This is a genomic window from Frankia sp. AvcI1 (assembly GCF_001420875.1).
GTDB lineage: Bacteria > Actinomycetota > Actinomycetes > Frankiales > Frankiaceae > Frankia > Frankia alni.
This window is the reverse complement of sequence record NZ_LJFZ01000061.1, coordinates 1-11,638: the sequence shown is the minus strand read 5'-3', so window position 1 is coordinate 11,638 and position 11,638 is coordinate 1. Positions and strand designations below refer to the sequence as shown.

The following is an 11,638-nucleotide window of genomic DNA, read 5'->3' as shown; positions in this document are numbered from 1 at the left end:
CGCCCTACTCGCCGAGGTCTACGGCACCAGCATCGACAACCTCCTCGACCTCGACGACCGCGAACACATGCCCCCCGCCGACACGCTCCTGATCAACAGCACCCGGCGGGCGGATCAGTCGGGATCGGCCAAGATAGACGTTCCGGTGGCACCGGCCGTGCGCAAAGCGCTCACGAGGATGCCTCGACGTCCCGATGGTGGGGCTCCCACGCGTGGCGTACGGCCAGGCACGGAAGGGGGCGGGTATCGCTTCAGCCTTCCCAGCAGCGCGTCCCTCGATGTCGGAGGTGGGATCATCGATGGTGTGAACGGGTTCGGCCGCCGCAGGTTCAACATCCTCGCCGGGTCGGCCGTCGTGGCCNGATCGGTCGGGACGGGCCGTGCCGGCGTTGTCGACCCGGCGCTTGCTTCTTATTTTTCGGACCAGCTGGACGGGCATCTGCACGCCGATATGGGGTTCGGCTCGCAGGCGATCCTCGGCGCGGTCACCTCACAGTGCGAGATCATCGTGCATCTGGTGGACGCCGCGGACAGTCCGGCGCGTCAGCGGCTGGCGAAGGTCGGGTCCTCGTTCTACGCGTTCGCGGCCTGGCTCTGGTTGGACGCGGGCGATCCCGTGGCCGCGCTGCGCTGCCACGACCAAGCCCTCGATCTTGCCCATCGCTCGGGAGAGCGGGATGCCGTCGCCTGCGCTCTGGTGGACCGGGCGATGGCGTTCACCGATGCTGGGCGCGCGAAGGCCGTGGTCGACTTGTGCCAGGCAGCTCTTCTCGACGCGCGGAGCCTGACCCCGGAAGTACAGGTGTTCGCGTTGCAGCAGCAGGCGCACGGCGCGTCGCTGCTCGGCGACCGCCGTCAGGTCGACGTGCTCCTTGACCGAGCCGCTCGGCTGCTGGATCGCGTCGACGTTGAGGTGTGGGGGACGGCGTGTCGGCGCACCCACGGCTACGTCGAAGTGCAGCGCGCGACCTGCTACGGGCGGCTCGGTCTTGCCTATGAGGCCGACCGTGTGTGGCAGCAGATCATCCCTGTCGCGCCGGCCACGGCGCGTCGGGATGTCGGGGTCTGGTCGGCCCGCCACGCGACCGCCGTGGCGATGCTGGGGGAACCGGACCGCGCGGTGGAGCTCGCCCGCCGCGCTGCGGACATCGCGGTGGAGACGGGTTCGGCGCGGGCCCGGCGGGAACTGGCCGTGGTCGCGGAGGCGATGGNGCCGTGGCGCGCCGATCCGGTCGGCGAGGAGTTGACGGCGGTTCTGGCGCCGGTCATCAACGAGGAGGTCGGGAGAGATCATGGCTGAGGCTCTGTCGCACGACCAGATCAAGGCACGGCTCGCCGAGCTGGCGGGGTGGTCGACGGACGGCCGGCGGATTGAACGCACCTATTCCATTCCCCACATTCAGGGCGCCGCGTTCATCGTGCATATCGCCGCTATCCAGAATGATCTTGGTCATCACTCGGACGCGACCCTCGGATACAAGACCGTGNACATCTCGATCAGCTCCAGCGACCTCGGCGGCTACGTCGCCGAACACGACATCGAACTCGCCCGGCGCATCCAGGCGGTCGCGCCNACGCACGGAGCCGAATAGAACCCGCTGGTTCGAGGCGGGAGATGGCGATCAGCCGTTGCGCTGAGTCGAGGCCATCCCCGCTGACGGGCCGCCTACGTTCCTGACCGGACGGCGCACCCACCTTCTACTGGGTGTGACCCGGGGGCAACTGATTCTCTTCGGATTCGCGGCGAGTTGGCCGGCCTGCGGCGGCAGATGCGCCCCTGGGACGATGTGGCCCTCGGCCGCGACCTCGACATGCTGTTCCCCTGGCAACAGCTGGACGGCGAGCGGGACCAGACGATCACCTCGTCGGGTCTGGCCGGCCGAGTCTCGACGTTCGGCGACTTCGCCGAGAAACGATAGGAGTCCCGGGGCGNCGTGCGTGCGTCGCCGAGTCGCAGTCTCGGCGTCCGGCCGGACGCCTCCGCGCCCCCAGGACGAACGGAATGGCGGGCCAGGGTGCCTGTGCTTCGACGACACCCGGCGTTCGACTGTGGTAGCTGGTCCACGTCCAAGGGCCGGTGGCTGGTTGATCGATTATGNCGGCGCATTGCCGAAGACGGCATCCTTCGCTGCCCGCGCGAGTGTTCCCTGGGTGGTCGCCGTAAGCCCGAGCCGGTTCCAGTGGAAGATCACGTGTAGGGCGATGACCGCNCNTATCCCGCGGGTGAGCCTGCCGTTTTCCCGCAGGGTTCGGAGTGTTCTGCCGGTTTCCTCGAACGAGGTGAGCCAGTCATGGCCAATCAGGTCTGTACGGGCGTCGCCGAGGAGGAGATGGCGGACGCCGCTGGTGAAGGATGCCCACACCGGTGGATCGTGCGGAGGCGTGTCGGCCTGGCTGGGGCGTTGCTCGGCGACCCGTGCCCACACGTCGCCCTGCTCGTTGAAGTCCAGCCCGGCGGCCCGCATGAGCGCGGTGCACAGCACGAGGGAGTGTTCCCGCCGGTCGGCGGGGTCNCCGCGGAGGAACGTGAGCAGCTGGCTGCTGTCGTGGTGGAACAGCGTGTGCGCGGTGTTCATGCTGCTGGGACCGCCGAAGGCGTGGATCTCTGGTTCGTAGAGGTCGTCGGTCCACTGGACCCTGTCGGTGAGCAAAGGGTGCAGGGGGTCGGTGTACCTGTCGCCGCGTCCGGTAGCGCCCTCGGCGATCAGGTAGCGGATGCGCCAGGCGCCTTTGCGGATGAAGAACCAGGCGGTGATGAGGCCGTCGGCTTCGGCGGCGGNCAGGACGCGGGTGAGGTGGTCGATGGCGTGGCGTTCCCGCTGGTGGGAGTCGGGGCTGGGGTAGGTGATGTTCACCTGCTTCCAGGCCGTCTCGTCCATCGTCGGACCCTTTCGGTCAGCAGAGCAGGTCGGTCAGCAGAGCAGGAGGCAGGCGTCCCAGCAGGTCGTGGTCCCGGCGATGGCCAGGTGGGCGCCGGCTGTGCCGTCGAGGAATCCGGTGGGTTCGGTTGCAGCAGGCGTGGTGTGCTGGTGCAGTCGCGCCAGCGGTTCGATCGGGATCGGGGTGAGCGCGTCGGCGGCGATCCGGCGTGCGGCGGCGAGGAGCCCGGCGGTTCCGTGGCAGAGTCCGCGGTCGACGAGGCTGCCGAGTTGTGCCGGGTCGGTGATGCTGGCGGCGAAGGCCGTTTCGGTGCTGCGTTGGCGGGTGGTGTCGCCGAGGGCGCGGCCGGCGAGCTGCTGGGCGCGGGCGATGCCGGGCGCGCCGTAGCACCACGACAAGCGCGGCGGGCGNGATAGGCGTGGTTCGCCCCGGTCCAGGTCGTCGAGCGTCACGAACTCGGGCCACCACGAACCCTCGCTGGTCTGGCTCTGCCAGGTGTCCAGCCACTGGCAGACCCGTGTGATCGCCTCCGCGTGCCCGTCGACCGTCACGCCGTCGATCAGTGTGAGGGCCAGGAGAGCGAGTGGGCCTGCGATGCCGTGGGCGACCCCGTGGTTCGAGTGCCCGCCCAGGACGGGCTGGTTGCGGTGGGGGCCGTGCGGGCACCACCAGCCGGGGAGGCCGTTGATGGGGTCGGNCAGGCGCACCAGGTAGGTGAGCACGTCGCGGAGCAGATCGAGATCGCCGACACGGCGCAGGGCGACGCCGAGTCCGGTCAGGCCGCGGATCAGGTCGTACTCGGCGTAGGGGGGTCGCTGGCGTTGGTCGATGCGGCGGTGGGCCACCCCGAGGCGGCGGCGGGTCAGCGTCGCTGTTCCCGCCGCGGCGGCGGCGGTGGCCCGAGCGAGGCCGGGCTGGTCGCTGCCGGCGAGGACGAACGCGAGGGCGGGAGCGCCATGGTAGAGGCTGGCGCTGTCGGCGATGCTGACGCCGGCGGCGACGGCCTGCTCCAGCGCCGCGTACATCGCCGCCCACGCGCCGGTTTCCCGGTGGAGCAGGGCGATGCCCGCCGCCCCGTCGGCGAGGGACTGGCCCGCGGTCATGATCTGATCCGGGCGAGGTCGGTCTGGACGGTGGCGCGGGCCAGGCGTAGGCAGTGCCGTTCGGACGCGAGGTCGGGGCCGATCATGCGGGCGTGGTGCAGGTGCAGCAGATCGGCCAGCACCTCGTCGAGATCCAGACCGTCCCGCTCGGCGAGGGCCCGGTAGGTAGCCAGCGATCTGGCCAGGCCGGCGTCCCCGTACGGGTCGCGGACGCGGGCGAGCTGGGCGGCGTCCAACCGTGGGCCGCCGCGGTGCGGGGCATGGTCGACGAGCCAGCGCGCGCCGTCGCGGGCGAACCCGCCGGCGATGGCGAGCATTCCCGCCGCGGTGGCGGCCTGGCGGTCGCCGGCCAGCCATCGAAGCGCGGCGCGGGAGTCGGCGGCGAACACCGCCTGGGCCGCGGCGAGCGTCGGCCCGAGTCCCCAGCGGGTTTCGGGCCGGTAGGTGGCCAGCGTGTAGTCGGCCAACAGGCCGTCGTCGGCCAGGCCGTACGCCCAGACGGCGAGGGTGCGGGCGGCGTCGGCGAAGTCGATGGCCTCGCGTAACGGGATGCGGAGCCGCACATGGTCTTCGGGGTCGGGGTGGCGCAGGAACCACCAGCCAGCCGGCAGGTCGGTGAGGTCGGCCAGGTGGGCGAGGAGGTGATCCGGGTGTCCGTAGAGGCGGGTGTCCAGCCAGCGCGACCGGCCGGGCCGGTGGGCGAGGGTGCTGGCGGGACGGGCAGGGCGGGCGGCCCGGCGGTGGGACGGTGGGGTACGGGTGAGGGTGAGCAGGAGCTCGGCGGGTCTGCCGTCGATCCAGCCTGCTCGCCCGCCGGCCTCGGTGAGGACGGCGTTCGGATGCCGATCAAGGTGGCTGCGCAGCAGGGCAAGGTGGGCGTTCTGGTCCAGGTCGAGGCGCAGCCGTACGTCGTCGTCGCCGATCAGCACCTCCCGCGGGATCTGGCGGGGTTCGCGGTGCTGGTGCCAGGTGTCCAGCCACTGTGACCATGGTGCGGTGCGGGCGGGTAGCGCGGTCGCGGGGATCGTCCAGCGGGCCGGATGCAGGATGGAGCGGCCTCGCCGGACCTGTGGCAGGAACGGCAGTGTGCTCGCGTGTCCCCAGTCGAACCGGGCACNGGGCGCCGTCCATGCCGTCCAGATCTCCGTGAGGAAGCGGACGAGTGGCTGCTGGATGGTCGGCAGCCGCACGCAGTTGACCAGCAGCGGCTCGACCGGCCGCCCGGTGGTGAGCGACACCAGCCACAGCCGCTGGCCGTCGCCGGCTACCGCCAGATCTTTCAGCGTCCAGGGCGGGTTGGGGTGGAAGTCGCCGACGGGCAGGACCGGAAGGAGTTCGGGTGTGCGGGCAAGAGTGGTGAGTCGGGTGTCCAGGGGAGGCGCGGATAGCTGCACGGTGTCTGCGCCGGGTAAAGCGGTCGGCAGGCTTGTATAGACGCCGCGGAAACGTTCCCGCTCGGCGGGAGTGAGCAGGTGCAGGAACCGGGCAGCGGCGACGCCCGCATGCCGGGCCCCGCTCACCACCGTCAACGTGAACATGCCGCGGTCGAGATCGTGCGGTGTCGGGGCGTCGAGGGCGAACCGCAGTTCGGTGTGCGGGATCGGTGGCCGGTCNTCCTCGCCCCGAAGCCGGCCGATCAGATCGTCATCCAGGACCACCTCGGCGCAGCCATCCAGAGCGGACTGCTGCGCGAGCGTCGCGAGCAGNCTGTCCCGGACGGTGAACGTCGTCGGGTCACGGCGACGCGAGCCCCGGTAGCCGGCGGGGAACCCCAAGGTGCGCAGGACATCGTCCAGCGGCACGGCCGCGCCCGGACCCCACCTCTCGCTGAACGCGGCATGGTAGGCGGCCCAGCCGGGCAGGTGCGGCGCGACGGCGACGAGCGCGGCGGCGGCTTCCTGCGCCTCGCGGACCACGGCGGGCGGCAGCGTCACCGTGCAGTCGACGTGCAGATCGACCGTGGTCCGGCCGTCCGGTGCGGGGAGGGCGATGTGGTGGGCCAGGTGCGCGGCCGGATCGGTCACGGTCATCGGCGGCCGGATCGCCGACAGCAGGACACCCGTGTTCACCAGGGCGGCCAGCAGGTCCTCGGCCGCCGCCGCGCTGCCGGCCAGTCCGTCGGCCACCGTCGCGGCCAGTTCCTTGAACGGGACGGGGGCGCTGGCTGCCTCGATCGCCAGCCGCACCGGGCCGGTCAGGTCGATCTCGACATCCCAGGCCCGGTCGCCTTCAATGCGGGCACAGGGCAGCACCCATGCTCCGCCCCGCCGATACCCCAGAGAGTTCGTCACGACCGTGACCGATCGCAGGATCGCCCGGTCGCGTTCGGCCACAGTCACGTGATCGGCGATAGACCGGTCATCCGGGNGGGTCACCTCACGATGCCGATCCCCCCAGCGGACCGCCGCACGGGAGCCGAATTCGACCCGAGCGACTCCGGCGAACCTGCCGAACGGGGTCGCCCTGCTCGTCCACCGCAGCAGATACCGGACCGTCGCCTCGACGAGGCGCCGTAGCCTGCGCCTGTCCATGGGCTCGTGGGCCAGCGCACGGATGATGCGGGCGGCCAGGTCGGGCGCGGCCTGCTCGACAGCCGCCGCGAACTCGGGCAGCGCCCACACCTCCCGTAGCCATCCCAGCCACTCCTCGGGCCGGCTCGTGGTGAGGTCGGGCCACGCGGGCAGCGCCAGATCTCGGGGGTAGGAGGCAGCCCTGATCAACGCCGCGTCGACCGCTCGATACATGTCTGGCTCCGCATCGCCGGGTTGGGGGACGGAGGCCCGNCCGCCTTCGGCCGGGCGCTCCCTGGGATGAACGGTGTCAGTCGCTGGTGGTCGTGCAGGCTTGCGACTCCGTGTTGNCGGAGCCGCACTCGTCGTCGGTNCTGGTGGCGTGGCCGCTCGCGACGGACCCGGCGTCGACCAGACGCAGGTTCAGCTCGTACTCGTCGCCCATCAGGGGGTTCCTTTCTCCTTGGTGGTGAAGGCCAGGACGACACGGCTGTGCCGCTTGTCCAGGACCGCCCCGTTCGGCAGGTCACCGTCAGGGGTGTGCGCGGGAAGGACGTGGAGCGTCGGAGACGGTTGACCCGCGTCCACCCACGCACGCATGTGCTCGACCATCCGCCCGGCCGCCGCGGCGGCCTCGGTCCCGTGGGCGTAGGCGCCGAGATCGAACCGCCTGTCGGTCCAGCGCAGCGCCGACCGGTAGGTGAACGTGTCGTCGTCGAGGGTTGCCGGGGTGCCGAACCGCCAGCCCGGGGCGACGACGCCGGACTTGACGGCTGTCGCCTGTGCCGAGAGCACCAGGAAGTGCGTCTCGTGGATGAGGCGGGTTGCCAGCCACAGATCCAGGTCCGCGAGGATGGTGGCGGGCGGCAGGCTCACCCCGACCCACGCCTCCTCGCGGGGCTGCGTAAGGAGGGCACCGACAACGTCGAGGTCGTGGTCGACNCGCTGGTCTTCGTCCAGCCGCAGATGGACACCGTCGGCGATGTCGAGGTACCGCACCTCGTGGGCTCCATCGCCCTGCATGGAGACGAACCCGCACTGGCGGCGGCTCTCACTGACCAGACGGTCCCCGCGGCGTCGCAGCGCCCACGACCGGGTCATCCCGAACGTGCGCAACGGCACGACCAGCACACCGTCATCGGTAAGCTGATCATGCCACGCAGGCGGGATGTCCCACGCCCCGACCGTGACGATGATCAAATCGTAGCGGCGACCGGGCACGATCGGATGCTCGGCGTCCGCGCACACCACGGTCACGTCGTGGTAGCCCGCCGCCGCCAGACAGGCGGCTGCTCGGCCGGTGACCTCGGGGTCGATGTCGACGGTCNTGACCGATCCCGACGGGCCGACCAACTCCCGCAGCAGTGACGCGTTGTAGCCACCGCTGCCGATTTCCAGCGCGTGCCGGCCCTCCAGACCGCCGAGCGCGTTCGCTGCCTGACCGATCATCTCCGCAATCAGGTACGGCGCCGANACGGAGCTGACCGCTTCCGCGCCGCGCATCTTCTTCAGGACGGCCGTGTTCGCGTCGTACGCCTCTTCCAGAGGCAGGCCCGGCGTGAACAGCTCGCGGGGAACGGTCCGCAGCGCCGCCTCCACCTCGGGCCGCAGCACAAGCCTCTTCGCCGCATGATCGGCAGCCAGCCGGTCGACCATTGCGTTCCGGAGACCCTCACTACTCATAGTGTCGACGCTCGTCACGGTGTCCTCTCTCGATGCGTACAGCCGCCGCGGGTCGGACGGCCCTCCTGGCGTTGACGGTCTTTCCAGCGCGGATGGCCCAGGATGGCGGCTTCCTCGACCGCGTTCTCGCGCAACTGCCAAGATCACAGTCACGGTAGGTGTCGCACGCCACCACGATGGCCGGTGTCAGGAGACGAGCCATTCCCCCACCGCGAACGTCTTCTTCGGCATCTATGAGGCCGTTGACCTGCGCGAACACTGCCGTATCCTCGGCTTTATTCGGCGTGATCATGNCGATGCCTTCGGGGGTCCCTCGGGGTGCGATCTCACTCGCCGTCCGGAGGGTGCTGCGGGCTGCACAGAGACCTGTGCGCCCTCCTCATCTCTGCGAACGCTGCCGCTGGCCGCTGCCGGGGATGGCCAGGTGATCGCGATGCGGGTGTGGCGTCGGGCGAGGACAAGGGCGTCGGGGGGNAGCAGCTCGTCGGGGGTGTGCGCGGGGTAGGCGGTAATGCGGGCGTTCAGGCTGGTGNCGTCCCAGGATCTGATGAGGCCGACCAGCTTCTCGACGGTGGTGTCGGCGTGGGGTCCGTGGCCGAAGGCGCCGTACTCGAACTGCTCGCGTGCCTCGCTGGTGGCACGGAAGGTCAGATACGCGAAGCTGTCCCCGTCGAGAAGGGTCGGGACTCCCAGCCCCCAGGAGTGGGCGACCAGGCCGCGGTCCATGGCGGCCTTCGTCGCGGCCAGCAGGCCGAAGTCGGGCAGGGTCATGGCCATCAGCAGGTACAGGCCGTCGAACCTGGTGTTCTTCCCGACGGTGATCCCCGACCACGCCTCCTGCCGTGGCATCGGCAGGGCGGCACGTAGTCCGTCGGCGTCGGCCTGTTGGTCGTCGTCCAGGCGCAGGCGCACGTCGTCGCCGTGGAGCGAGACCAGTCGTTCCCGCCGTTCCCCGACTCCTTGCATGGGCACGAAGCCGCACAGCTCGTAGCCCCGGTCCACCAGACGACCGTTCTCCTGCTCGAAGGCCACCGAGCGGGTCAGGCCCCGCATCCGCAGCGGGACGACGAGCCGGCCGCCTTCGGCGAGCTGGTCACTCCAGGCCGGGGGNAGGTCCCACGCGCAGACGGTGACGATGATCCGGTCGAACGGAGCATGCTCCGGCGCACCGAACTCCCCGTCCGTACGCCGCAGGTGGACGTTCTCGTAGCCCGCCGCCGGCAGGAGTCGGGCTGCCCGGTCGATGACGTCCTGATCGATGTCGATCGAGGTGACCTNGCCGGCCTCGCCTACCAGTTCAGCGAGAAGCGCCGCGTTGTATCCCGACGACCCGATCTCCAGGACCCGCATCCCCGGGCGTACCTCGGCCTGCTCCAGCATCATGGCCTGAATCCGCGCGGCGGACACCGAACTGATGCTGACCCCGTGCTCGTCCTTCTTCGTCACGTAGTGGTGCTCGGCGGCGTACGCCTTCTCCACCGGGACCTCGGGGATGAACAGGTGCCGGAGCACCGCCCGCACCGCCTGCTCCACCTCGGGCGTCACGATCGCCTTCAGCTCGCGCAGTTCCCGAATGAGCTCCTCGCGCAAACGAGGGATATCGGCCGGCTGCGCATCCGAATGATCATGAGTGATCTCGGTTGCTGAGGTAGGCACCAGGCTTCTCCTCGAACTCGGATGGTGACCTTGAGTGATGGCCTGTCGACCCTACGATGCTGACACCCTCCCCGGCGTGGGTGGATCAGGGTGTCGCATCTTGCGAGACCGCCAAGATCACAACCAGGTCGGACGTGAGGCGTCACTAGGGTGCCTGACGCCAAGGGGCGAGTCATTCCCTCCACTGTGAACGTTTTCTTCGTCGTCCAAGAGGTGTCTGACCTGCGGGAACGCTGACCTCGGGGTGCACTTGTTCAACGTGATCATGACAGTTTGTTCGGCAAGTTCCCCAGAGATTTGATCTTGATTTTCCGTCTGGTCTGGATGCCGCTGCGACCAGAGCACGGTGGACCTGCCGTCCTGGGTCTCGCGTCCCGGCGAGTGCCGACGCTGGGGCCACGGGAACTCCGGCCCTGCGCCATGTGCGGCCGTCCGGTGATCCGAACGCCGCGCGAGAGCCAGCTGGCAGCGGACCGCGGCCACCACGGCGAAGCCGCCGACGGGTGGCAGACTGTCCCCCAGGCGCGCGAGTTCCGGCAGGCAATGAAGCAGATCCCCACGGCCACCACCGTCTGACAGCGCGCAAGCCGGCTATCCGGCGCACTCTCCGACGGCCCCCGGATTCTCCCGAGGAAGGACGAGCCTTCATGGCCCAGTTTGATGACCACCGGTGGATGACGCGTGCCATCGCACTCGCTCACCGCTGCCGACCGGCCACCGGCGCCTACTCGGTGGGTGCCGTCATCGTCGACGAGAACAACGAGGAGATCGCGTTCGGGTTCTCCCGGGAAGTCGACGAGGCGGTGCACGCCGAGGAGTCCGCGCTCGCCAAGGTCGCACCCGGCGACCGCCGGCTCGCCACCGCGACGATCTACAGCACCCTCGAACCCTGCTCGCAGCGCAAGTCCCGGCCCCGCACCTGCACTCAGCTCATCCTGGAAGCGAAGATCCCCCGGGTGGTCATTGCCTGGCGGGAACCCAGCCTTTTCGTCGCCGACTGCCAAGGCTACGAACTACTCGCCGCCGCCGGGGTCACCGTTGTGGAAATGTCTGAACTCGGCGAGCAGGCCCGCGCCATAAACGCACACCTGTCCGTCTGACCATCGCTATCCCCCTTTGCCACGCTGGGATACGCGCATGGTCGTTCGGGAGGCCAGGGCCCGACCGGGAGCANGGAGGCAGACCGTCGTACCCAACGGATTCTTGCCGCCAAGGTCAGCTCTCCGCCCGGCGAGGCCGCATAGCTCGTCGAGCGGGACACGGCGTCGTCCATCTCCGCTGTGGTGTCGCAGCGGGGTCGCGAGGCCGTAGGAGCGCACCATACGCACGACCCTGTCGACTACCGTGAAACGGTCGGTTTCGTGCTGTGGGTGGCGGACACGAGATCGTGTCCGGGACCGGAGAGGATGTGCGGCGTTGTCATGAGTAGGCCGAGCCAGCGGGTGGAACAGGACGCGCTGCGGGAACGGATGCGCGCGGTCGGGATGAGCCACGACGAGATCGCCGTCGAGTTCACCCGCCGCTACCGGCTACGCCCCCNCACCGCCCACCGGNNGGCCCNCGGCTGGACCCAGCAGCAGGCCGCCGACCNCATCAACGCCCACGCCGCCCGCACCGGCCTCGACCCCGACGGCGCCGCCACCATGACCGTCCCTTGGCTGTCCCAACTGGAAACCTGGCCGCTCCCACCCCGACGGCGCCCCACCCCGCAGATGCTCGCCCTACTCGCCGAGGTCTACGGCACCAGCATCGACAACCTCCTCGACCTCGACGACCGCGAACACATGCCCCCCGCCGACACGCTCC

General features: G+C 70.0%; 4 protein-coding genes and 23 pseudogenes. 5 read left to right on the top strand and 22 right to left on the bottom strand.

Going from position 1 to position 11,638, the window contains the following annotated elements; genetic code table 11:
- Positions 1 to 1,292 precede the first annotated feature (1,292 nt).
- The 3 genes and pseudogenes from UK94_RS31515 to UK94_RS34250 all read left to right on the top strand — a co-directional run.
- Positions 1,293 to 1,487: pseudogene (locus UK94_RS31515) on the top strand (4a-hydroxytetrahydrobiopterin dehydratase); the annotation flags it as partial.
- A gap of 1 nt (position 1,488) precedes the next feature.
- Positions 1,489 to 1,573: pseudogene (locus tag UK94_RS72115) on the top strand (4a-hydroxytetrahydrobiopterin dehydratase); the annotation flags it as partial.
- 175 nt (positions 1,574 to 1,748) lie between these two features.
- The gene (locus tag UK94_RS34250) at positions 1,749 to 1,919 is read left to right on the top strand and encodes a hypothetical protein (protein ID WP_157734548.1); all 171 of its coding nucleotides are present in this window, start codon (positions 1,749 to 1,751) and stop codon (positions 1,917 to 1,919) included.
- Positions 1,920 to 2,099: 180 nt separating this feature from the next.
- Here the strand turns inward: UK94_RS34250 and UK94_RS72110 are convergent.
- The 22 genes and pseudogenes from UK94_RS72110 to UK94_RS72010 all read right to left on the bottom strand — a co-directional run.
- A pseudogene (locus tag UK94_RS72110) lies at positions 2,100 to 2,210 on the bottom strand (bacteriocin biosynthesis protein); the annotation flags it as partial.
- 3 nt (positions 2,211 to 2,213) lie between these two features.
- Positions 2,214 to 2,513 (bottom strand): annotated as a pseudogene (locus tag UK94_RS72105) (bacteriocin biosynthesis protein); the annotation flags it as partial.
- A 1-nt stretch (position 2,514) separates the two neighbouring features.
- A pseudogene (locus UK94_RS72100) lies at positions 2,515 to 2,779 on the bottom strand (thiopeptide-type bacteriocin biosynthesis protein); the annotation flags it as partial.
- A gap of 1 nt (position 2,780) precedes the next feature.
- Positions 2,781 to 2,879, bottom strand: a pseudogene (locus UK94_RS72095) (bacteriocin biosynthesis protein); the annotation flags it as partial.
- 33 nt (positions 2,880 to 2,912) lie between these two features.
- Positions 2,913 to 3,290 (bottom strand): annotated as a pseudogene (locus UK94_RS72090) (lanthionine synthetase LanC family protein); the annotation flags it as partial.
- A gap of 1 nt (position 3,291) precedes the next feature.
- Positions 3,292 to 3,577 (bottom strand): annotated as a pseudogene (locus UK94_RS72085) (lanthionine synthetase LanC family protein); the annotation flags it as partial.
- Position 3,578: 1 nt separating this feature from the next.
- Positions 3,579 to 3,983, bottom strand: a pseudogene (locus UK94_RS72080) (lanthionine synthetase); the annotation flags it as partial.
- Positions 3,980 to 5,100: pseudogene (locus UK94_RS72075) on the bottom strand (thiopeptide-type bacteriocin biosynthesis protein); the annotation flags it as partial. The pseudogenes UK94_RS72075 and UK94_RS72080, both read right to left, overlap by 4 nt.
- Before the next feature lies 1 nt (position 5,101).
- Positions 5,102 to 5,596: pseudogene (locus tag UK94_RS72070) on the bottom strand (lantibiotic dehydratase); the annotation flags it as partial.
- 1 nt (position 5,597) lies between these two features.
- Positions 5,598 to 5,689, bottom strand: a 92-nt coding sequence (locus tag UK94_RS72065) for a lantibiotic dehydratase family protein (RefSeq protein WP_235490883.1), incomplete at its 3' end; no start/stop codon positions are given.
- Between the two features lies 1 nt (position 5,690).
- Positions 5,691 to 6,350: pseudogene (locus UK94_RS72060) on the bottom strand (lantibiotic dehydratase); the annotation flags it as partial.
- A 1-nt stretch (position 6,351) separates the two neighbouring features.
- Positions 6,352 to 6,727, bottom strand: a 376-nt coding sequence (locus UK94_RS72055; protein ID WP_235490881.1) for a lantibiotic dehydratase, incomplete at its 3' end; no start/stop codon positions are given.
- Between the two features lie 140 nt (positions 6,728 to 6,867).
- Positions 6,868 to 6,938, bottom strand: a pseudogene (locus UK94_RS72050) (FxLD family lantipeptide); the annotation flags it as partial.
- Positions 6,938 to 7,435: pseudogene (locus tag UK94_RS72045) on the bottom strand (methyltransferase, FxLD system); the annotation flags it as partial. The pseudogenes UK94_RS72050 and UK94_RS72045, both read right to left, overlap by 1 nt.
- Position 7,436: 1 nt before the next feature.
- A pseudogene (locus tag UK94_RS72040) lies at positions 7,437 to 7,820 on the bottom strand (methyltransferase, FxLD system); the annotation flags it as partial.
- Position 7,821: 1 nt separating this feature from the next.
- Positions 7,822 to 7,966, bottom strand: a pseudogene (locus UK94_RS72035) (methyltransferase, FxLD system); the annotation flags it as partial.
- A gap of 1 nt (position 7,967) precedes the next feature.
- A pseudogene (locus UK94_RS72030) lies at positions 7,968 to 8,176 on the bottom strand (methyltransferase, FxLD system); the annotation flags it as partial.
- 294 nt (positions 8,177 to 8,470) lie between these two features.
- Positions 8,471 to 8,650 (bottom strand): annotated as a pseudogene (locus UK94_RS75640) (hypothetical protein); the annotation flags it as partial.
- A 1-nt stretch (position 8,651) separates the two neighbouring features.
- A pseudogene (locus UK94_RS72025) lies at positions 8,652 to 8,708 on the bottom strand (hypothetical protein); the annotation flags it as partial.
- 1 nt (position 8,709) lies between these two features.
- Positions 8,710 to 9,286: pseudogene (locus UK94_RS72020) on the bottom strand (methyltransferase, FxLD system); the annotation flags it as partial.
- Position 9,287: 1 nt separating this feature from the next.
- A pseudogene (locus UK94_RS72015) lies at positions 9,288 to 9,453 on the bottom strand (methyltransferase, FxLD system); the annotation flags it as partial.
- Position 9,454: 1 nt separating this feature from the next.
- Positions 9,455 to 9,766, bottom strand: a pseudogene (locus UK94_RS72010) (methyltransferase, FxLD system); the annotation flags it as partial.
- 713 nt (positions 9,767 to 10,479) lie between these two features.
- Between UK94_RS72010 and UK94_RS31485 the strand changes: the two are divergent.
- Positions 10,480 to 10,932, top strand: a complete 453-nt coding sequence (locus tag UK94_RS31485; RefSeq protein ID WP_055752713.1) for a deaminase — start codon at positions 10,480 to 10,482, stop codon at positions 10,930 to 10,932.
- 491 nt (positions 10,933 to 11,423) lie between these two features.
- Positions 11,424 to 11,638, top strand: a pseudogene (locus UK94_RS72005) (hypothetical protein); the annotation flags it as partial.